This is a genomic window from Streptomyces sp. NPDC001634 (genome assembly GCF_040298185.1).
Lineage (GTDB): Bacteria > Actinomycetota > Actinomycetes > Streptomycetales > Streptomycetaceae > Streptomyces.
In genome coordinates, this window is sequence record NZ_JBEOZU010000023.1 from 21,506 (window position 1) to 42,841 (window position 21,336).

The 21,336-nt window shown below is 71.0% G+C and carries 12 protein-coding genes and 1 pseudogene; 1 reads left to right on the forward strand and 12 read right to left on the reverse strand.

Going from position 1 to position 21,336, the window contains the following annotated elements; all coding sequences use genetic code 11:
• Positions 1 to 10: 10 nt before the first annotated feature.
• The 7 genes and pseudogenes from ABT186_RS17405 to ABT186_RS17435 all read right to left on the reverse strand — a co-directional run bounded on the left by ABT186_RS17405 (position 11) and on the right by ABT186_RS17435 (position 9,819).
• A complete protein-coding gene (locus ABT186_RS17405) occupies positions 11 to 724 on the reverse strand; it encodes a glycoside hydrolase family 12 protein (RefSeq protein ID WP_351226109.1) in 714 nt (237 codons plus the stop codon).
• On the reverse strand, positions 706 to 2,961 hold the full coding sequence (locus tag ABT186_RS17410; protein ID WP_351925656.1) for a glycosyl hydrolase family 95 catalytic domain-containing protein: 2,256 nt from the start codon (positions 2,959 to 2,961) through the stop codon (positions 706 to 708). Before ABT186_RS17410 ends, ABT186_RS17405 begins: the two co-directional genes overlap by 19 nt.
• Positions 2,958 to 4,949 carry a beta-galactosidase gene (locus ABT186_RS17415; RefSeq protein WP_351925658.1) on the reverse strand — a complete coding sequence of 664 codons (1,992 nt, stop codon included), beginning with the start codon at positions 4,947 to 4,949 and terminating at the stop codon, positions 2,958 to 2,960. The genes ABT186_RS17410 and ABT186_RS17415 overlap by 4 nt, the downstream gene beginning before the upstream one ends.
• Before the next feature lie 11 nt (positions 4,950 to 4,960).
• Positions 4,961 to 5,929: pseudogene (locus ABT186_RS17420) on the reverse strand (WD40/YVTN/BNR-like repeat-containing protein); the annotation flags it as partial.
• Positions 5,930 to 6,137: 208 nt separating this feature from the next.
• Positions 6,138 to 7,073: a carbohydrate ABC transporter permease gene (locus tag ABT186_RS17425; RefSeq protein ID WP_351925660.1), complete on the reverse strand. Its 936-nt coding sequence runs from the start codon at positions 7,071 to 7,073 to the stop codon at positions 6,138 to 6,140.
• Positions 7,070 to 8,104, reverse strand: coding sequence for an ABC transporter permease (locus tag ABT186_RS17430; protein WP_351925662.1), 1,035 nt, complete (start codon positions 8,102 to 8,104; stop codon positions 7,070 to 7,072). Before ABT186_RS17430 ends, ABT186_RS17425 begins: the two co-directional genes overlap by 4 nt.
• Before the next feature lie 26 nt (positions 8,105 to 8,130).
• A complete protein-coding gene (locus ABT186_RS17435; protein ID WP_351226119.1) occupies positions 8,131 to 9,819 on the reverse strand; it encodes an extracellular solute-binding protein in 1,689 nt (562 codons plus the stop codon).
• 369 nt (positions 9,820 to 10,188) lie between these two features.
• Between ABT186_RS17435 and ABT186_RS17440 the strand changes: the two genes are divergently transcribed.
• The gene (locus ABT186_RS17440) at positions 10,189 to 13,065 is read left to right on the forward strand and encodes a glycoside hydrolase family 3 C-terminal domain-containing protein (RefSeq protein WP_351925664.1); all 2,877 of its coding nucleotides are present in this window, start codon (positions 10,189 to 10,191) and stop codon (positions 13,063 to 13,065) included.
• A 434-nt stretch (positions 13,066 to 13,499) separates the two neighbouring features.
• Here ABT186_RS17440 and gap read toward each other — a convergent pair whose 3' ends face one another.
• The 5 genes from gap to ABT186_RS17465 all read right to left on the reverse strand — a co-directional run bounded on the left by gap (position 13,500) and on the right by ABT186_RS17465 (position 21,242).
• A complete protein-coding gene (gene gap, locus ABT186_RS17445) occupies positions 13,500 to 14,498 on the reverse strand; it encodes a type I glyceraldehyde-3-phosphate dehydrogenase (protein WP_351925666.1) in 999 nt (332 codons plus the stop codon).
• A gap of 107 nt (positions 14,499 to 14,605) precedes the next feature.
• Complete coding sequence (locus ABT186_RS17450) at positions 14,606 to 15,562, reverse strand: GlxA family transcriptional regulator (protein ID WP_351226125.1); 957 nt, start codon at positions 15,560 to 15,562, stop codon at positions 14,606 to 14,608.
• Between the two features lie 149 nt (positions 15,563 to 15,711).
• Positions 15,712 to 17,157, reverse strand: coding sequence for an aldehyde dehydrogenase family protein (locus ABT186_RS17455; protein WP_351925668.1), 1,446 nt, complete (start codon positions 17,155 to 17,157; stop codon positions 15,712 to 15,714).
• A gap of 162 nt (positions 17,158 to 17,319) precedes the next feature.
• On the reverse strand, positions 17,320 to 18,987 hold the full coding sequence (locus ABT186_RS17460; protein WP_351925670.1) for a PucR family transcriptional regulator: 1,668 nt from the start codon (positions 18,985 to 18,987) through the stop codon (positions 17,320 to 17,322).
• 128 nt (positions 18,988 to 19,115) lie between these two features.
• Positions 19,116 to 21,242 (reverse strand): type IV secretory system conjugative DNA transfer family protein, encoded by a 2,127-nt coding sequence (locus ABT186_RS17465; protein ID WP_351925672.1) that lies wholly within the window; start codon positions 21,240 to 21,242, stop codon positions 19,116 to 19,118.
• Between the last annotated feature and the right edge of the window lie 94 nt (positions 21,243 to 21,336).

Here is a 21,336-nt window from a genome sequence, read left to right on the forward strand (position 1 = left end):
CACCTTCCGGTCAACTGCTGCTGACACTCTCACTGTTGGTGGTGAAGTTCAGACCGCCGGACGAGGACGTGATCTCGAACCCGAACTGGAAGTCGGCGATGGTCACGTTGCCGAACCAACCCTTGGTGTCCTTGATCCACTTGAGGATCGGCAGGACGTTGACGGTGCCGGAGGTCGAGTTCGAGGTGCGCACGAACGAGAAGACGTTGTTCGAGCCGTTGTTGCCCTTGTAGACGGTCCAGGTGGAGCCGCCGAGCGTCAGGGTGCCCTGGGAGGTGCCGAGGGGGCCCACGGCTCCGGTCTTGTTGACCCAGAGCATGATCTCGTAGGCGTGGTTGCTGTCCCAGATGTCGTACGACGTGTTGTACGAGCCGGAGGACGGCACCGTAACGTTGTAGCTGCTGGTGAGCGAGGAGAGGGAGGTGATCGACTTGTTGATCACCTTCTTGGCGTTGGGGTAGGACTTGATGCCGCCGGTGTTGGGGTGGTTGGCCCAGACCCCCCAGTTGGTGCCGGAGTTGGCCCAGATGCACTGGCTGCCGGCGCCGGAACCCCAGATGTTGTTGTAGAGGGTGTAGCCGTTCAGGGTGGTGTTGCCGTACTGGTCGCAGGAGTCCCAGACGGCGGCCTGGGCGGGCGCGGAGGCGAGGCCGACGGTGGCGCCGAGGGCGAGGGCGGGGGCGATCAGCGCCTTGGTGATCCTCTTCAGGGTGCGTGTTGCCATGGTGTCCCTTCCATGGGTGGGGGGAGTTGCACGATCTCCTGCGCCCCCAGGGTGAGGACGCAGTCTTCTCCGGCGACGAGGTCGAGCGGTCGTGCGCCGGCGGAAGTCCTGAGCTCGATACGGCAGTCGCGGGCCGGCCGGACGACGGCTCTTGCCTCTTGGGGACTCCAGGTGAGATCGACCTCGGCGCCGAACCGTGTGCGGATGCCCATGAGCCGGCCCTTCGGGTACGCCGCCGGCAGCGCGGGCAGCAGGACGAGCCGGCCGGGGGTCGACTGGACGAGCGCCTCGATGACCACGGCGGGGAGCGCGTGGGCCGCGTCGGCGTTGTAGACGTCCCGGTTCGGGTAGTGCGCACTCATCAGGGAGGCGTGGAAGTAGTCGCCTTCCAGGACCTGGCCGAGGGCGTGCGTGACCCCCCCGGCGTCACGCAGGCGGGCGGCGATGAGCGCGTGGTGGAGGTGCCCGTGCGCTGAGTCGTTCTCGGCGCCGCGCAGCTCGAGGGCCCGGTGGGCGGCCTTGGCGAGGTCCGGGGTGTCGTAGGGGTTGATCTCGTCGAGCGGCCACACGCCGTAGAGGTGGCTGAGGTGCCGGTGGTCGTAGGTGTCGTCGAGCCCCGGCCACGCCCATTCGGCGAGGGCGCCGTCGGCATTGACGCGGTGCGGCGGGAGGCGGTCGGCGAGGGCCCGCCAGCGGTCTGCCCGTTCCGGGTGGTAGGCGGCGGCCGTGAGCAGGGCGTGCCGGGCCGCCGAGAGGTCCATGGCGGCGTTGATGGCGCCCCAGCTTGCGTTCGCGGGCCGGTTCTCGGGCGAGTAGGAGGGGACGACGACCAGCCGGCCGTCGCGGTCGGTGCGGGTGAGGAAGTCCTCGTAGAAAAGGGCGACGTCGGCGAGTGCCGCGGCGGTGCGCGGGTCGTGTTCGCCGTGGGTCTCGTCGTGGTCGACGAGCGGTTTGAGGAGCCAGTCGGCGCCCGCGGTCCACAGCTGGTGCGGGTACTCGCGGTTGAAGTGGTAGGTGTACCCGGACTCCCCGTCGGTGTGCGTGGGCGCGACGACGCCCCGGGCGCCGAAGACGGCGCGGGCGTTCTCGCGCCAGTCGTCCAGCTGACGGTCCATCAGAGTGGCTTGCGCCGCGGTGACTTCGGGAAGGGCGGCGGCCACGGCTGAGGCGGTCTGGAGGTTGAGGTTGGCGTTGGTGGTGAACGCACCGGACCACGCCGTGTTCCAGTCGCCGGTCCACAGACCGGTCAGCCGGGGCGGAAGCATGCCGCTGGAGCCGAGGAGGTGGTAGCGGCCCGCGGCGAAGAGCCGCTCCAGGAGGGCGGGGCTCTTGGTGCGGCGCAGCAGCTCGGAGCCGGGCAGGGCGCGTTCGGTGTCGTCGGCGTCGAGGGTCAGGGTGGCGCGGAGGTAGGCGGGGCGGTGCAGAGTCAGATGACGGTCGAGCAGTCGGGCGTAGGGCTCCTCGCCGTCCGTCGTCAGCAGCGTGCGCAGGGCGCGCGCCTCCGCGAGGGGGTCCGGCTCACTTGTGTGACGGCGCACCCGGGTCAGCAGCAGCACCGACTCGGCGTCCGTGACGCGCACCCCCTGCGGGCACAGTGCCGTCCGGCCGCCGGTGGCCACCACCAGCGTCACACCGGTGTACCCGCTGTCGTGGTCCGGATAGCGGGCGCGCAGGGTCAGCAGGACGCCCTCGGTGGTGAGGGCCGCGCCCTGTCCGACGGCCAGATCCCGTGGGGCGCCGGGAAGCCTGTGGTCGAGGGACAGGTCGAGCATGCGGCCCGGAGACGTCACGTACTGCACGATCACGTCGTCCGCGCGTGAGACGAAGACGCGGCTGCTCCAGTCCGCGCAGAGCGCCGTGACGACTCCCGTGGTGAAGTCCACCGATCGCCGGTAGTGCCGCCGCTCCTCGGCCGGCCGCCGCAGCCGTATCTCGAACGCGGGGTGGAAGGGCTGCACCCACTGCAGCTCGCGCCCGTCGGTGAAACCCTCGGCAGCCGTGGTCTCGCCCGCGAGCAACCGGTCCTGTACGTCGGCGAGCCGGTCGGCCAGCTCCGGCGGCCGGGCGTGTTCGCTGCCGTTGGGGCGTACAAGGGTGTGGTGATTGACGATGATGCGATCAGTGTTCGGATCTCCGAACACCATGGCGCCATGGCGGCCGTTGCCGCTCAGGAAGGCGTCCTCCCAGCGGGTGGCCGGAAGCGGCTCCCAACTCCCGTGCACGGGACCGTTGTTCATGGCCGCAGCACCGCCACTCCGTACCGGCCGAGGAGGAGGTTGTCCGTGACCGTCTCGCCGGTGAGCAGGTTGCGGTGCGTGCCCGGCACCGCGACGGCGGCCGGCTCGCGCCCGTGGTTGAGCACGAAGAGCAGGTCGCCGCGCCGGACCGCCTCGACCCCGGTGGGCAGACCGTCGAGCACCGGCCCTGCGCCCGCGTCGGAGGCGATGCCCGAAAGCAGTTCGCGCAGCGCGTCCGGCTCGGGGAGTGTGGAGAAGTACCAGGCCCGGCCCCTCCTCAGCACCGCCGGGTAGCCGTCGAGCTCACCGCCCTTGTAGCGGGCTGCCATCGCTTCGGGCTCGGCCTCCAGTTCCTCGGACCACAGGGTGCCCCGGAAGCCGCTGCGGGGACCGTCGCACTCGACGGTCTCCCCCGCGGCCAGCGGCCACCACTCGTGCAGCGTGCGGATGCCGAAGAGGTCGCGCAGCCGCCCGTCCATGCCGCCTGGACGCACCCGGTCGTCCTGGTCCGCGACGCCGGTCAGGAAGCCGCAGACGAGGGTGCCGCCGCCACGGACGTACGCGAGGAGGTTCTCGATCGCCGCGTCGGTGAGCACGTACAGCTGCGGGACGACGACGAGCCGGTACGCCGAGAGGTCGTGCTCGGGGTGGGCGAAGTCGGTGGTGAGGTGGGCCTCCCACAGGGCGCGGTGCCAGGAGTGGAGGACGGCGGGGTGGTCGACCTCGGTGGAGGGGCGGCCGTCCTGGGTGGCGGCCCACCAGGAATGCCAGTCGTGCAGGATCGCGACATCCGCGCTGATGCGACTGCCCGTCACTTCCGCGCCGATCCGCGCGAGTTCCGCGCCGATCTGCTTGATCTCCTGGAAGGTACGGCCCTGCTCCCCCGCGTGGCCGACCATGCCGGAGTGGAATTTTTCCGCGCCCTGACGGGACTGGCGCCACTGGAAGTAGCAGACCGCGTCCGCGCCGCGGGCCACGGCCTGGAGGGACCAGAGGCGGCCCAGGCCGCGCGGCTTGGGGTGGTTCACACCGCGCCAGTTGACCGGACCGGCCGCCTGTTCCATGAGCATCCAGGGGCCGCGCGCCTGGGAGCGGGTCATGTCCTGGATGAGGGCGCCGTGCTGGGCGCCGAGGGGATCGCGCGGGTCGGGGTAGAGGTCGACGGAGACGACGTCCTCCTCCTCGGCCCAGCGCCAGGCGTCCTGGCCGATCCACAGCGGCATGAAATTGGTGGTGACCGGGATGTGCGGGGTGTACCGGCGGATGATGTCGCGCTCGGCGGTGCAGCACTCCAGGAGCATGTCCGAGGTGAAGCGCCGGAAGTCGAGCACCTGGGTGGGGTTCTTCAGGTAGTGGGCATGACGCGGCGGCAGGATGCCGTCCCAGCTGTCGTAGCCCTGGCTCCAGAAGGCCGTGCCCCAGGCGTTGTTGAGCGCGTCGAGCGTGCCGTACTTCTCGCGGAGCCAGCGGCGGAACGCGGCCGCCGCCTCGTCGCCGTAGTCGAAGGTGCAGTACTCGTTGTTGATGTGCCACAGAGTGAGGGCCGGATGGGCGGCGTAGCGGGCGGCCAGGTCCTCGGTGATGGCGGCGGCACAGCGGCGATAGGTGGCGCTGGAGTGCGAGAAGTGCTGGCGGCCGCCCCACCACTCGGTGCGGCCGTCCTCGTCGCGGGGCAGGGTGTCCGGGTGCAGTCGGCCCATCCAGGGGGGCGGTGAGGAGGTGGGGGTGGCGAGGACGACGCCGATGCCTCCCTCGTGCATCAGGTCCATCAGCCGGTCCAGCCAGCCGAACTCCCGTGCGCCCGGGTGCGGTTCGAGCTTCGCCCAGGAGAAGACACCGAGGGTCACGGAGTTGACGCCGGCGTCCTTCATCAGCCGGACGTCCTCGTACCAGGTCTCCTCCGGCCACTGCTCGGGGTTGTAGTCGCCGCCGAAGAGGATGCGGCCTCGGGTGGCGTCGGCGAGGGCCGGTGATGCGGGTACGGCCATCAGACCGGCTCCCCGTAATGGATGCCCTGGGCGGTGCCCCCAGCGGTGGTCCCGCCCGGCGTCACCGGCGTGACCTCGGTCCACGTGTCTTCCGCTGTACGCAGCTTGTGCACACTGCCGGTGGACTGGCCGTTGGGCCCGGGCGCGTCGGCGTACGTCACATACAACTCGCGGGCGCGGCGGTCGTACGCGGCCCTGATCGGGACCTTGGCCGATGCGCCGGAGGGCTGCCCGGGGACGGCCTGCCAGCTCGTGCCGTCCGTGGTCCGGTAGAGGTTCACCGTGCCCGGGGTGCCGTCGCCGTCGCCCCAGCCGGCGTAGACGGTGCGTCCGGCCGCGACGAGGAAGGTGATGCCCTGCCCAGAGGAGTGGGCGCTCGCCGGGAAGCCGGTGACGGCTGTCCAGGTGGCGCCGCGGTCGGCGGACTTGAGCAGCCCGTCGTGCCGGGTGCCCAGCCACACGGTGTCGCTGTCGCGCGGGTCGACGAGCAGCCGCTCGCCGGTACCCCGCCCGTCCTCGTTGGCGCCGAGCTTCACCGTGAGGTCGGTGCGCGTCCAGGTGGCGCCGCGGTCCTCGGAGCGCAGGACCGCGCCGTTGCCGGCCCAGGACTGGGCGTAGGTGCCGAGGGCGAGGTAGAGCCGGTCGGGGTGGGCGGGGTCGACGGCCAGGGCCTCCACCCCGAGGAGATTCCAGTCGTCCCAGCCGAGGTGGTCGATGAGCGGGGTCCAGCGGGCGGTGCGGTCGTCCCAGCGGTACGCGCCGCCTATGTCCGTGCGGGCGTAGGCGAGACCGCGCACGGACGGATGGAACAACACACCGGTGACGAATCCGGTACCGCCGATGACAACGTTGCGCCAGCGGTAGCCGGCGGCGGGCTCCGCGGCGTGCGCACGGCCCTGGAACGCGGGAAGGGCGGTGAGCGCGGCGGCGGCCGCGGTCCCGACGAGAACAGCACGCCGACTCAGACTGGACGCATACATGACATACCTCGTTCTGCGAGCGGGAGTTGAAGGGGGTGGGTGGGAGCGCCCCGTCAGGGGCGCGGAGCTCTGTCGATATGCGGCTCCGCCGCGATGGGGGTCCCCCCTGTTCGAGCGAACCCGAGAACTTGGGGGAGCGACCAGCCACGGACAACCCGCACACAACAGACGGCCGGCAGCCCTACGGCGCGAACTCCCCGCTCGGGCTTCAGCCCTTCACCGCTCCGGTGAGCATGCCCTTCTTGAAGTGCTTCTGGACGAAGGGCGACAGGACGGCGACCGGCAGCAGGGCCATCACCATGACCGCCATCTGCACGGCGAGCCCGGACAGCTGCCCGGTCCTGATGGCCTGGCCCAGGCCGACCGGGGCCTCCTGCTTCTGGACCAACTGGATCATGACGTTCTGCAGCGGCATCATGTCCTGGTCGTTGAGGTAGAGCGAGGCGTTGAACCAGGCGCTCCAGTAGCCGACGGCGTAGAAGAGCGTGATCACGGCGAGCACCGCACGTGACAGCGGCATGACGATCCGCCAGAGGATGCGGAACTCACCGGCCCCGTCGATACGGGCGCTGTCGATGAGCTCCTGCGAGATGCCCATGAAGAACCCGCGCAGCACCAGGATGTTGAAAACGCTGATCGCGCTCGGCAGGATCAGCGCGAGATAGGTGTCCGTCAGCCCCAGGCTCTGCACCAGCAGATAGGTGGGGATGAGGCCCGCGCTGAAGAACATGGTGGCCAGCAGCGTCATCAGGATCCAGCGGTGGCCCAGCGAGCCGGTACGGGAGAGGCCGTAGGCGCACAGGACGGACACGGTCATCGAGAAGAGCGTCCCGACCAGGGTGACGAGGATGCTGATGATCGCGGCGCGGGTGACCTGGCCGCCGCTGAGCAGTTCCTTGTAGGCGATGAAGGTGATGCCCTTGGGCACCATCACCAGACCGCCCGCCTCGTCGATGGTCTTCCTCGTGGACAGACTGGTGACGACGACGATCCAGATCGGGAAGAGGACCGCCAGGCAGGCGATCGACAGGACGACACCCTTGCTCGCAACGCCCGCCCCGCTGGGCTTCTCCTCCCACACCGGCTTGGGCGGGGCGGCCCACCAACGGGGCTCCGGCACCGGTTTGTCGATCACGGCGGTCACTTTTTGTACACCCCCTGCTCGCCCATGAGATGGGCCACTTTGTTGGCGGCGAGGACCAGGCCGATGCTGACGACGCCCTTGATCAGGCCGGCGGCGGCCGCGTAGCCGAAGTCCTGATTGCGGACGCCGTTCCACCACACGAACGTGTCCAGGACCTCCGCTGCCCCCGGTCCGACGGCGTCACGTTGCAGCAGGATCTGTTCGAAGCCGACGGTAAGGGCATCGCCGACGCGCAGCACCAGTAGCAGGGCGACCACCGGGCGCAACGCGGGCAGGGTGACGTGCCAGATACGGCGCCAGCGGCCGGCACCGTCCATCGCGGCGGCCTCGTACAGGTCCGGGCTGACCGAGGCCAGCGCGGCGAGGAAGACGATGATCCCCCACCCGGCGTCCTTCCACACGCTCTGTGCGGTGATGAGGAACTTGAAGGTGTTCGGATCGGTCATGATGTCGAGACCGTCGTACCCGTGCCGCCGCAGCAGCTGGGAGAGGAGCCCGGCGCCGCCGAACAGCTGCTGGAAGACCGCGATGACCAGCACCCAGGAGAAGAAGTGCGGCAGGTAGAGGACGGCCTGCGCGACTGCCCGCACCCGGGGCCTGACCACGCTGTTGATGAGCAGCGCGAGCAGGATCGGGATCGGAAAGTACAGCACGAGCTGGAGGAAGAACAGCACCAGGGTGTTCTTGACGGCACCCCAGAAGGCCGAGTCCTCGAAGATCCGCTGGAAGTTCTCCAGCCCCACCCAGGGACTGTGCAGGATGGAGACGACACCGTTGGAGCTGACGTACGGGTCGTAGTCCTGGAAGGCGACGACGTTGCCGAGGATCGGCACGTAGTTGAAGACCAGGACCATCACGACGGCCGGCAGTGTCATCAGGAGCAGGACGCGGTCCCGTCTGAACCGGAGCCTGAGGCTCAGCTTGCCCGAGTCCCGCTCCTCCCCGGAGCCTGTGGCGCCGCCGGACGCCACCGGGGTCTTCGCCGTCGGATCGGCCTCGGCCCTGCTCCGAGGCACCGTGCTGTGCGACACGGCCATCTCCTTGCCTCAGTGCCTGGTCAGCTCGTCGCCGAGCCGTTCTCGTCGAGGGTCTTCTTGTACCAGTCGCGCAGCTTGTCGCCGCCCTGCTTCTTCCAGTCGGAGACGGCCTGCTGCATGTCGCTGATCTTCTTGTGGCCGCGGACGATGTCGTCCTCGAGCTGCTCGAAGTTGTTGGAGAGGTTGGTGTAGCGGGAGGGCTCGGTGATCTGCAGGCCCCAGAAGGACGACTTCTTGGTGAAGGCGCCCATCCGCTGCTGCCACTCGACGCTGGCCTTGGTGATGTCCGGGAAGTCGGGGTGGGCGATGGTGGCGGCCGGGCTCGCGACCATGACGTAGGCGTTGACGACCTCGTTGTTGCCCTTGTCGTTCTTGACGGGCACGCCATTCTTCATCGTGTAGTGGGTGCCCTCGACGCCGTAGTTGGTCAGCATCCACTCCTTGGTGCCGTACGGCGCCGCGGTGACGTTGGCGACGGCCAGCACGTCACGGATGACCGACTCGGAGGCGTTCTTGCTGACGAAGGCGAAGATGCCGGCCGGCTGCTCGGCCCACAGGGTCGGGTTGCCGCCGTCGTGGCCGAAGATGTCCATGCCCCAGATCTTGAAGCTCGGGTTCTGGGTGGCCTGGGCGGCCTGCTGCCCGTACCAGTTGACGATGTTGTTGTTCCAGATCAGGAACTCACCGGCGGCGAACTTGGGGCTGGGGTCGGTGGCCTGGCTCTTGCCCAGCCTGGCGTCGGGGTGGACGTACCCGGCGGCGAACAGCTTGCGGGTCCACTCCAGCGCCTCGAGGTACTCCTGGGTCTCGATCCGGTAGATCAGCTTGCCCTCGACGAGGTTCCACCCGAGGGGCTTCTCCGAGCCGGAGAGCACGCCGAAGGCGTTGAAAGCGGTCCACTTCATGTCGCCGCAGGCCCACCGCTTGGCCTTGGCGTTGGTGATCTCCTTGCACAACGCCGTGAACTCGTCCGCCGACTTGGGGAGTTGGTAGCCCTCCTTGTCGAAGACGTCCTTGCGGTAGAGCGGCACGATACCCGTGACGTACGGCGCGGGCATCGGCAGGCCGCGCAGTTTGCCGCCGAAGATGGAGCGCTGCCAGGCGTCCGTGGGGATCGCCGCCAGGTTCGGGTACTCCTTGACCTTGTCTCCGGAGAGGTACGGGCCCAGGTCGGCGAACTTGCCGATGATGGCGCTGGGTATCTTGCCGTTCATGTTCCAGCCGGGGACGACCACCACGTCCGGAACGTCGCTGGAGGCCAGGACCGCGCCGAGCTTCTGCTCGTAGGTGTTGCCGTCCTGGTTCTGCCAGACGACGTCGACGCCGATCAGGTCGTTCATCGCCTTGTAGTAGGCGTTGTCGCCCTTGGGCGGGGAGCCCCAGAACGGCGACATGATGGTGACCTTGCCGCCCTTGCCGAGCTTCTTGGGGACCGAGGTCTTCAGTGTGGCGAGGTCGAGCTTGCTGGTGAAGCCGACCGCCGAGCCGTTCTTCGAGGGGATGTCGGGGGCGACCACGTTGCTCACCACATGGGCGGGCAGCAGCTTCTTCGCGTTCTTGCCCGACGTGGTGCCCCCGCCCGAGCCGCTGTCCGAACCGCCGCAGGCGGCAAGCAGCGGCATTCCGCCGGCGACCGCGGCGGCTGCGACCGCCGTGGAGGCGAGGAAGCTTCTCCGGCTCGGGGCGGCGGAAGCGGAGTTCGGCGTCATTGCGTCAACCCTTCGTGGCGCACCAGGACACCCGGCGGAAGAGCCGTCGGCTGCGGTGTCTCGAGTGGAACTTGGCTGAGCTGAAGCGGCGGTGGACATCGAAGGGGTGTGAGCACGCTGAGCGTCCCCTCCAGGAGTCGAAGCGCTTCGATGTTGCTGCGAGGTTAAGTGAACACCTGGGGGTGCACAAGGGTCGCTTCCAAGATTCCTCGGAGGTGTGAAGGACCGGACCTGGCTCTCCGAAAGGCTTGAAATCACTGCCGGGAAACGGAGTTGTCCGTCTGGGTGTCTTGACACCCACCCACGAGTCGAATGAGCATCGAAGCGCTTCGAAAGTGCCCCGCCGCTCCGCCTCAGAAGGATCACAAAGTGACCGCACACACGCCCCCCACGCCGCCTTTCCGTGATCCGCAACTGCCGTTCGCGAAGCGCATCGACGATCTTCTGACGCGACTCACGCTGGACGAGAAGATCGCGTTCCTGCACCAGTTCGTGCCCGCGGTCGAGCGCCTCGGCATCGCCGCGTTCCGCACCGGCCAGGAGGCACTGCACGGAGTGGCGTGGATGGGCCCGGCGACGGTGTTCCCGCAGGCCGTGGGGCTCGGGGCGACCTGGAACGACGATCTGGTGCGCCGTGTCGGCGAGGCGGTCTCCAAGGAGGCCCGCGCCATGCGCGCCCACGACGACCGCGTGGGCCTGAACGTCTGGTCCCCCACGGTGAACCTGCTGCGCCACCCGTTGTGGGGCCGCAACGAGGAGGGCTACTCGGAGGACCCGAAGCTGACCTCGGCGATCGCGACGGCGTACACACGCGGCCTGCGCGGCGACCATCCGACGTACTGGCGCACGGCCCCCGTCCTCAAGCACTGGCTCGCGCACAACAACGAGACGAACCGGGACACGACGTCCTCGTCGGTGCGTCCGCGCGTTCTGTACGAGTACGACCTGCGGGCCTTCCGCGAGGCGGTAGAGGCGGGCGCGGTGGCCGGTGTGATGCCCGCGTACAACCTGGTCAACGGCCGCCCCAACCATGTCTCGCCCTATCTGCGCGAGCATCTGCGCACCTGGACCGACCAGGAGCTGCTGGTCTGCTCGGACGCGGGCGCGCCCTCCAACCTGGTCGACTCCGAGCACTACTTCGACACGCACGAGGAGGCGATGGCGGCCGCGATCCAGGCGGGTGTCGACAGCTTCACCGATCACGGCACGGACGGTTCGACGATCACCGCACGCATCCAGGGGGCCCTCGTCCAGGGACTGTTGAGCGAGGATGACATCGACTCGGCGGTCCGCCGCCAGCTCGCGGTCCGCTTCCGGCTCGGCGAGTTCGACCCGCGCCTGGACCCGTACGCGGGCACCAAGGACTTCGACACCCCGGCCCACCGTGCGCTCGCCGGAGAGGCGGCGGAGCAGGCGGTCGTGCTGCTGAAGAACGACGGCCTGCTGCCCGTCGCAGACGGCGTGCGGGTCGCGGCGGTCGGCCTCCTCGCCGACGAGTGCAAGCTCGACTGGTACAGCGGCACGCTGATCCACCGGTCCACACCTCTGGAGGGCCTGTACGAGCGCTTCGGCGCCGACCGCGTGGACTTCGCGGAGGGCGTGGACCGCGTACGACTGAAGACCTCTGCCGGTACATATCTGCGGGTGCCCATGGGGGTACCTCCCGCTCGGGCGAAGTCGAGAGTGGGGGAGGACGCAGACAACGAGGTACGCGGTGCCGAGGGCGCCCTGGACCCGGCGCTGCTGCGGGGCCGCACCGACCTGCCGCCGCTCGGCGCCGACGCGGCCGGCAGCGAACTCGCGCTGATCGACTGGGGCGAGGGGCTGCTGACCCTGCGCGCGCCCGACGGCCGCTACCTGTCCGTGGCCGATGACGGCTACGTCCGTGCGTCCGCGGACCAGCCCGGCGGCTGGGTCGTCCAGGAGACATTCCGCCTGGAAGCCCATGGCAGCGGGCACCTCCTGAAACACGTGGGGACGGGCGGGTACGTGTCAGTCGCCGCCGACGGCGTGAAGGTTGCCGAGGGGAGTCCGTCCGACGCGGAGGTCTTCGAACTGGAGGTCACCGAGCGCGGCGAGGACGCGGTGACCCGGGTGGCGGAGCAGGCGGACGTGGTGCTCGTGTTCGCGGGCAACGACCCGCACCTGAAAGGCCGTGAGACCGAGCACCGTACGACGCTGCGTCTGCCCGCCCACCAGGAGCGCCTGCTGCGCGCGGCCCGCGCCGCGAACCCGCGTACGGCGCTGGTGCTGGTCTCCGCATACCCGTACGCGGTCGACCCCTCCGGCCTCCCGGCCGTGATGTGGACCGCGCACGGCGGGCAGGCCGCCGGCACCGCGCTGGCCGGGATCCTGTCCGGCGACGTCTCCCCCGCGGGCCGCCTGCCCCAGACCTGGTACGCGGACGACGCGGATCTGCCCGGTCTGCTCGACTACGACGTGATCGGCGGCCGTCAGACGTATCTGTACTTCGAGGGGACGCCGCTGTTCCCCTTCGGGCACGGGCTGTCGTACACGTCGTTCGCGTACGAAGGCCTCGCCGCCCGTGGGGAGGACGGCCGGCTGACGGTCGCCTTCACGGTGACCAACACCGGCGCGCGGGCCGCGGACGAGGTCGCCCAGCTCTACCTTCGCGCCGTGCACCCGTCCGTCCCGCGCCCGCGCCGCGAGCTGGTCGCGTACCGCCGCGTGCATCTGGCACCCGGCGCCTCCGCGGAGCTGGTCTTCGAAGTCCCCCTGCGAGCCTTCGAGTTCTGGGACGTGGCGCACGGCCGGGCGCGGATCGAGCCGGGCCCCTACGAACTCCTGGTGGGAGCGTCGAGCGAGGACATCCGGCTGCGGACGACGGTCGAGCCGCCCGGCGAGGCGGCCGGACCGCGCCCGGCGCGCGAACACGGCCTGAACGCCGCCGACTTCGACGAGCAGCAGGGCACCGCGATCGTCGACCGTACGAAGGTGTCCGGCGACGCGGTGACCCCCGTGGCCGGCGGATCGGGCGAACTGGTCTTCCGGAGCTGCGACTTCGGAGACGGGGTCACGCGGGTGTCGGCGCAGATCGCGGGCGAGGGGGTCGTCGAAGTCTCGCTGGGCGAGAGCGAGCCGTCGGCCGTACTGACACTGGGCACGCCCACCGGCCCGTACGACTACATCGGCGTGGACGCCGCCTTCACCGCCTCCGGTGTGCACGACGTCCGCATCGGACTGCGCGGCCCGCTGCGGCTCGCGCACGTCGGCTTCTCCGGTTGAGGGTCCGGACCGGGCCGACACACCGACGGCCGGAGCCCCCGCACAGCGGGTTCCTCGCAGCGCCCTGACCTGCGAAACCCCTCCGAGCTGCACAAACGCCCACCGCTTCGGCCCGTCTCGACCCGTTCCGGCCCGGCTCAAGCCGTTTCAGCCCGCCGCCGTGTTCCCGCGGGAACACCGGACAGGAACCGCGCGCGTCGCGGCGGCGGCGCAGCCTCGAAGCCCCCAGGAGGCGACGACTCGGCCGGACGCCGTGCGTTCCGTCGGCCTCCGCCGGCCTCGTCCTGAGCATCCACGGACGGCTCCGGCGGTTACGAGGCACGCCTCGACACCCTCTGCAGCACCGTCGGCCTGATCGACCGGACCTCCGGCGCCCCCAAAGGAAGTGCTGGTCGGCGCGGTCGCCGGAGGCGGGGTACCACCCCGGCGTCCGGTCAACCGGTGGCGAGGAACTCGAGCGTGTCGATCACGCGGTTCGAGAAGCCCCACTCGTTGTCGTACCACGCGACCACCTTGACGTGGCGGCCGTCGACGCGGGTGAGGGCCGAGTCAAAGATCGACGAGGCGGGATTGCCCGTGATGTCGGACGACACGAGCGGGTCCTCCGAGTACTCGAGGATGCCGGCGAGCGGCCCCTCGGCTGCGGCGCGGTACGCCGCCAGCACGTCGTCGCGCGTCACGTCGCGGGCGACGGTCGTGTTGAGTTCGACGATCGAGCCCACCGGCACCGGTACGCGGATCGAGTCGCCCGACAGCTTGCCCTCGAGGTTCGGCAGCACCAGGCCGATCGCCTTGGCGGCGCCGGTCGTGGTCGGCACGATGTTGACGCCGGCGGCCCGGGCGCGACGGGCGTCGCGGTGCGGACCGTCCTGCAGGTTCTGCTCCTGCGTGTAGGCGTGCACCGTCGTCATGAACCCGTGCTCGATACCGGCGAGTTCGTCGAGGACCGCGGCCAGCGGCGCGAGCGCGTTGGTGGTGCAGGAGGCGTTCGAGACGATCGTGTGCACGGCCGGGTCGTAGGCGTCGGTGTTGACCCCGAACGCGAGCGTGACGTCGGCGCCGTCCGACGGCGCGCTGACGAGTACCTTCTTCGCGCCCGCGTCGAGGTGGGCGCGGGCGGCCTTGGCCGAGGTGAAGCGGCCGGTGGCTTCCAGGACGATGTCGACGCCGAGTTCGGCCCACGGCAGCTGCGCGGGTTCGCGCTCGGCCAGCACCGTGATCCGACGGCCGTCGACGACGAGGGCGTCCCCGTCGACGGTCACCGGGCGCCCGAGCCGGCCGGCCGTGCTGTCGTAGGCGAGCAGCCGGGCGAGAGTGGCGGGCTCCGTCAGGTCGTTGACGGCGACGATCTCGAGGGCGCTGTCGCGCTCCAGGAGTGCGCGCAGCACATTGCGTCCGATGCGGCCGAATCCGTTGATGGCGATGCGAGTCATGAGTGATGTCCCTTCCCTTCGCCACCAGGGTCGCCCGCGGCTCGCGCCGCTGACAGTGGCGGGATCGCCATGGTTCAAAAGGATCCCGCCACACGGTGCCAGGCGGGTTACTCGCCCCGGGTGAAGGTGCGCCTGTACTCGCTCGGGGTGGTGCCGAGGATGCGCTGGAAGTGCAGGCGCAGGTTCGCGCCGGTGCCGAGCCCGACGTCGGCGGCGATCTGTTCGACGCTGCGCTGCGAGCGCTCGAGCAGTTCGCGGGCCAGGTCGATGCGGGCGCGCATCACCCACTGCATCGGCGTGTAGCCGGTCTCCTCGACGAAGCGCCGGGAGAACGTGCGCGGCGAGACCTCGGCCTGCCGCGCCAGTGTGTCGAGGGTGAGGGGCTCGCCGAGCCGGTGCAGCGCCCACTCGCGGGTGGCGGAGAACCGCTCGCCGAGTGGTTCGGGGACGCTGCGCGGCACGTACTGGGCCTGGCCGCCGCTGCGGTAGGGGGCGGCAACCAGACGCCGGGCCGCGTGGTTGGAGGCGGCCACTCCGAGGTCGCCGCGCAGGATGTGCAGGCACAGGTCGATGCCTGAGGCGGCGCCGGCCGAGGTGAGCACGCTGCCCTCGTCGACGAACAGCACGTTCTCGTCGACCTGGACGAGCGGGTGCCTGGCCACGAGTGCCCGTGTGTAGTGCCAGTGCGTCGTGGCGCGCCTGCCGTCGAGCAGGCCCGTGGCGGCGAGCGCGAAGGCGCCCGTCGAGATGGCGGCGAGCCGCGCGCCCCGGTCGTGGGCGGCGATCAGTGCGTCGACGACGGCCTGCGGCGGGTCGTCGCGGTCCGGAAACCGGTAGCCGGGGACGAAGACGATGTCGGCCCACGCAAGCGCGTCGAGGCCGTGTGCGACGTAGTACGCGAGGCCATCGCCGCCGGCCACGAGACCGGGTGTCGCCCCGCACACCCGCACCTCGTAGGGCATGCTCGCGCGGGTCGTGAAAACCTGCGCGGGAATTCCGACATCGAGCGGCTTCGCACCCTCGAGCACAAGGACGGCGACGCGATGCAGACGGGAGGGTGGCACAGGAAGAGGTTACGTGGGGCGTGACTTCCGCGCTCAGGAGGAACCTCTACCCTCGAATCCGACGGTTCCCGCAGGTGGACTGGATGTGTACGTCAACGGCCGGAGCCCCCGCACAGCGGGCTCCGGCCGTCGGCTCTTCGAAGGTGGGGTCAGAGGGCGAGGCCCGTCAGGACCAGAACACGCTCGTACGTGTAGTCGTCCATCGCGAACTTCACGCCCTCGCGGCCGACACCGGACTGCTTGGCGCCGCCGTAGGGCATCTGGTCGGCGCGGTAGGAGGGCACGTCGCCGATGACGACGCCGCCGACCTCCAGGGCGCGGTGGGCACGGAAGGCGACCTGGAGGTCGTGGGTGAACACGCCCGCCTGGAGCCCGTACTTGGAGTCGTTGACGGCGGCGAAGGCCTCGGCCTCGCCGTCCACCTTCTGCACGGTGAGGACGGGTCCGAAGACCTCCTCGCAGGAGATCGTCACATCGGCCGGCACCTCGGTGAGGACGGTCGGCGCGTACGAGGCACCGTCCCGCTTGCCACCGGTCAGAAGCTTGGCGCCCGCGCCCACGGCCTCGTCGACCCAGGACTCCACGCGCTTGGCGGCGTCCTCGCTGACCAGCGGGCCGACGTCCGTGGCGGCGTCGGACGGGTCGCCCGTGACCTGGGCCTCGACGGCGGCGACGATGCGCGGCAGCAGCCGGTCGTACACCGACGCGTCGGCGATCACACGCTGCACGGAGATGCAGGACTGGCCGCCCTGGTAGTTGGAGAAGGTGGCGATGCGGGTCGCGGCCCAGTCCAGGTCCTCGTCGCTTGCGTAGTCGGCGAGGACTACGGCCGCGCCGTTGCCGCCGAGCTCCAGGGTGAGGTGCTTGCGCGGCACCGAGTCCATGATCGCGTAGCCGACCTTGTCGGAGCCGGTGAAGGAGATGACCGGCAGACGCTCGTCCTGGACGAGGGCGGGCATGCGGTCGTTGGAGACCGGAAGGATCGACCAGGAGCCGGCGGGCAGGTCGGTCTCGGCGAGCAGGTCACCGATGATCAGGCCGGACAGCGGGGTGGCGGGCGCGGGCTTGAGGATGATCGGGGCACCGGCGGCGATGGCCGGAGCGACCTTGTGGGCGCACAGGTTCAGCGGGAAGTTGAACGGCGCGATACCGAGGACGACGCCCTTCGGGAAGCGGCGGGTCAGCGCGAGGCGGCCCTGGCCGCCGAGGTCGGTGTCGAGGCGCTGGGCCTCGCCGCCGTTGAAGCGGCGGGCCTCCTCGGCCGCGAAGCGGAACACGGAGACGGCGCGGCCGACCTCGCCGCGGGCCCACTTGACGGGCTTGCCGTTCTCGGCGGAGATGAGCTGCGCGATCTCCTCGGTGCGCTCCACGAGCCGCTTCGAGACATGGTCGAGGGCGGCGGCGCGGACGTGGGCCGGGGTGGCGGCGAACTCGTCCCGCACGGCGTACGCGGCGGCCACGGCCTCCTCGACCTGGGCCTCGGTCGGGACGCTGGCCTTGCCGACGAGACGGCCGTCCCACGGGGAGGTGACGTCGAAGGTGGTCTCACCGGTGGCCTGGCGGCCGGCGAGCCAGAAGGCGTGGGTGGCTGCCACATTTTCTTTTGGCATAGCTGAGTGCCGGCCCTTCCGAGGTTGGGTGTTCCTTGGGTGTTCCTGGTCCACGGTAGGGCCGGGGCGGCGCAGGGTCGTTTGTCCGGGGAGTAGTAGTGGGCTGCCAGGGTTCTACGGGATGTACAGCCGAAGGGCGGTGGGCCCTCACTCCCCCGCCGCGGCCGTGGCCTTGAGCGCCAGCCACAGCTCCATGCGTACGTCCGGGTCGTCCAGCGAGCGCCCGAGGATCTCCTCGACCCGCCGCATCCGGTAGCGCAGTGTGTGACGGTGGACACCGAGGTCGGCCGCCGCCGCGTCCCACTGGCCGTGGTGCGACAGCCAGGCCCGCAGCGAGGCCACCAGATCGCCCCGCCCCGTGGCGTCGTGCTCGCGCAGGGCGCGCAGCAGTCCGTCCGCGAAGGCGCGTACCGCGTCGTCCGCGAGCAGCGGCAGCACCGACCCGGCCGCCAGTTCCTCGTGCTCGACCAGCGACCGGCCACGCCGCCGGGCCACCGACAGCGCCTGTTCGGCCTGCTTGTAGGCCGCTGCGGTGGCGATCGGCCCGGCGGGCGCCGACATCCCCACCACCAGTTCGTCCTCGTCGGGGGCCGGCTGCTCCCGGGTCGCGGCCCGCGCCGCCTGCACCGCCGGCGCGTACTCCTGGCACGCGGCGACGGCCGCGCCACCATCCACGGCCAGCACGACGAGCCGCTCCCCGTCGGGCACGACGAGCACGGCCTCGCCGGCCCGGGCTGCGGCGGACTCCACGGTCTCCGCGAGCCCGCCCCGTGGATCGCCCTTCGTGCCGGCCGCCGCCGGCGCTACGGCGGGCGGCGGCGTGGGCGTCACGCGCGCGTGCCCGTCGGCGTGCGCCCGGGCGGCCGAGGCGGAGGCCGACTCGGCGAGGATCAGCCGGAACGGCGCGTCCAGCAGTTCGCCGTACAGCTCCCCCGCCACCCCCCGCGCATGGTCCGGCTGCCCGGCGAGGAGCATGCGCAGCACGGCCGCACCGAGCCGCTGCTCCGCGGCGTGCAGGGACCGGGACCGCTCGGTGGTGAGGGTCAGCAGGGCGATGGCGGAGTGGACCGCGTACCGCTCGGCGGTGCCCAGCGCGGTCGCCGTGCCCACGGCGAGCGCGGCACGCGGGCGCCGGCCGGTGCCGAGGGAGTGCAGTTCGACCCGGTCCTCGCCGCTCGGCCCGCCGACCACGGCACTGGCGGGTGCGGGCCGCTCCCGCAGTCGCTCGACGTCGACGGTGAGCCGGGCCGCACGCCTCATCGCCCATTCGGGTGCGGCCGCGACGACGGCGCCGGACGCGTCGTACAGGGCTGCCCAGCCGTCGACCTGTCCGGCGAGCGCGGCCAGCAGCCCTTCGGGGCCTTCGTTCAGGGCCTGCCTGGTCAGCTCGCGCTGGGCGGCGAACCCGGCGGTCACGGCTCGGTACTGGTCTGCGGCGATGGCGGCGGAGACGGCCTTGCTGATGGCGATGAAGGGGGTGCGCCGGGGCACCTCGAGGAGCGGGAGCCCCTCCTCCTCGGCCGCGTCCACGAGCGCCTTCGGGATCTCGTCGTAGTTGACGCCGACGGCGAACCCGAGCCCGACCACGCCCGCGCCCACCAGCCGCTTCACATAGCGACGCATGGCCTGCGGGTCCTCGGCGTCCAGCTTGAGCGCCGTGATCAGCAGCAGTTCGCCGCCCTCCATGTAGGGCACGGGGTCGGCGAGCTCGCTCACGTGTGCCCAGCGGACGGGGACGTCCAGGCGGTCCTCGCCCGCGCGCACGCTCAGCTTGAGCGCGGAGTGGTGGACGAGCGAGGCGAGCGTGGGGGGCATGAGGCCTTCGGGGCTGAGTTGTGATCCTTTGGCCGCCGTGTATGAACGACCTGTGTCGATTCTGCCTCACCGTACGGTCGTCTCGCGCCCGAATGTCCAGACGTCGTGTGCAGGACTGTTCAGGAACCTCAGCCGCGCAGGTCCACGAGGAGCGGGGGCGCGTGCTCGCCCTTCACATTGGTCAGTGAGAGCACCGCGTGCCCCGGCGGCACGGCGTGCGCCAGTTCGGACGCGGACCACCGCTCGCGCTCGACCTGGCGGACGGTCACGGCGCGCGCGGTCGGCGCATGCCCCGTGATCACCCGGCGCAGCATGTGCAGGGCCTTGCCCGCCGGGGTCTCCGCGATGATCTGCCGGTCGGTGACGTCCCGTGTCTCGGTCCACTCCTTGCCCCACACCTCGGCGAAGTCCTGCCCGTCCCAGGGGGTGAGCCCGGACAGCGCCATCCGGCAGCCGGTGGCGCCGAGGAGGGGTCCGCGCAGCGGCCGTGGAACATCGTCGAGGGTGCGCAGGGTCAGGACGGCTCCGGCGCCCGCGGACCGCAGCCGCTGGATGCCCCGGACGCTCTCGGGGGTCACCACGCCCGTGGCGTCGTCGAGCACCAGACACGCGAACAGCGACCGGTCCTCGCGCGTCGCGACACTGGCCGTGAACTGTGCGAGCACCAGCCGCGCAAGGATCCGCGAGGCGTCGGCGTGGCCGCGCTCGGGCAGGTCGATACGGACCCGCACCGGGTGGTCGAGGGCGCGCAGCGAGAAGGGCCGGGACTGCCCCGACGTATCGAAGAAATGGGCGAAGGCGGGCCGGTCGAGGAGGGCGACCCGGTCGGCGAGGACACCGGCCACATCGCCTCGGTGCCCCGACTGGCGCTCGCGGGCGTCCAGTTCCCGCAGCATCGCGTCCTGCCCGGAGTCCTCCAGTGCCTTGCGCAGCGCGGCGAGGGGGCCGGGCGCGCCGTCGAGGAGCTGCCGCAGCTCGGGCACGGACGGAAAGCGGCCGTGGACGGCCCGGTAGGGCCCGAGCAGCTGGGCGAGCACGGTGGTGGAGCGGCGGCTGTCCCCGCCGGGGTGCGGATCGGCGAGGTCGCCCACGAGCGCCTCGGCCAGCACGGCCGCCGCCTCGTCCGGGTCGGTGGTCCCGCCGTACAGGTCCAGGTCGTACACCGATTCGGGGTTTCCGATACGTACGACGACGTCGTACGCGTCCACCGGACCGAGCCCGGCACCGGCGGCGCCGACGACGACCACGGCGGCCCGGCCGGCGAGCGCGTGCAGGCACAGCGACTCGGCGAGCGGCCACACCAGCGAGCTGGTCTTGCCGGAGCCTGCGGGCCCGACGGCGACGAGGGAGGTGCCGAGCAGGTCGGGGCCGAGGGCGAGTCCGGTGCCGCGGTAGGCGTAGGGGTTGCGGGGGTCGTCGACGGTGGAGCCGAGCCGTACCTGCCCGGTGATCAGGTCGTGGCGGGCGAGCCGGACGGGCAGGTCACGTTCCCCGGAGGGGTGCAGACAGGCGGCGGCACCGTCCTTGAGGACCGCGCCGGTGAACGTGGCGAGGCTGTGACGGCCATTGAGCACGCCCTGCCAGGCACGGGCGATACGGGCGTGGTCGACGTCGCGCATGAGCCCGGCGCGCGCCTCGGCGGCAAGCCGGTCGGCGGCGTCCTGAGCCCCCGCCGCGCGCAGCTGGTTCCACTCGGCGGGGTCGTCCTCGGGCGCCGGGAGCCGCTCGCTCGCGGGGGCGGCCTGACGCCAGGCGGGCGGCCCGAAGCGCCGCCAGACCTCGCCCCAGCGGCCGAGCTTGCCGACGACGAGCATGATGGTGAGGGCGATGACCGTGTAGTAGCCGTACCAGAGAAAGGCGTTGCCGACGCGGTCGTTGCTGTGCCGCCAGGAGTCCGGGGTGAACAGCTCCAGGGGCACGACCCACCAGCCGCCGAGATAGCCGTTCCAGAGCAACGACCAGATCAGCCAGCCCACCAGGAACGCGATCAGTGCCCCGCTCAGCAGCTGGCGCGTCGGCGTCTGCTCGGGCTCCTGCTGGGGCCGTGGCCGGTGCGCGAAGCGCCACACTCCGGGTGCCGCCTGCGGCCGCGGCGCCCGTACCCAGGCCAGGAACGCAGAACCGTCCGGCAGCGGAGGCACCCCCGGTGCCTCCCTGGGCATCGGCGGCACCGCGGAGCGGTCCGGCGGCCCTGCCGGACGCGGCACGGCATCGGACCGTGTGCCCCGTGCGTCCTGCGTCCCGTCGCTGTCCATCGCCCTTGCCCCCTGACCAGCCGCTCCGTGCACCATCAGCGAGTCAATCTAACGCCCCCACAACGGGAGTTCACCGCATACGCGGCCGGGCTCG

Coding starts and splice junctions, on each gene's coding strand:
- ABT186_RS17465 (WP_351925672.1), bottom strand. CDS start 21,242: ATGGACAGCGACGGGACGCAGGACGCACGGGGCACACGGTCCGATGCC.
- ABT186_RS17410 (WP_351925656.1), bottom strand. CDS start 2,961: ATGAACAACGGTCCCGTGCACGGGAGTTGGGAGCCGCTTCCGGCCACC.
- ABT186_RS17460 (WP_351925670.1), bottom strand. CDS start 18,987: ATGCCCCCCACGCTCGCCTCGCTCGTCCACCACTCCGCGCTCAAGCTG.
- gap (WP_351925666.1), bottom strand. CDS start 14,498: ATGACTCGCATCGCCATCAACGGATTCGGCCGCATCGGACGCAATGTG.
- ABT186_RS17405 (WP_351226109.1), bottom strand. CDS start 724: ATGGCAACACGCACCCTGAAGAGGATCACCAAGGCGCTGATCGCCCCC.
- ABT186_RS17435 (WP_351226119.1), bottom strand. CDS start 9,819: ATGACGCCGAACTCCGCTTCCGCCGCCCCGAGCCGGAGAAGCTTCCTC.
- ABT186_RS17415 (WP_351925658.1), bottom strand. CDS start 4,949: ATGGCCGTACCCGCATCACCGGCCCTCGCCGACGCCACCCGAGGCCGC.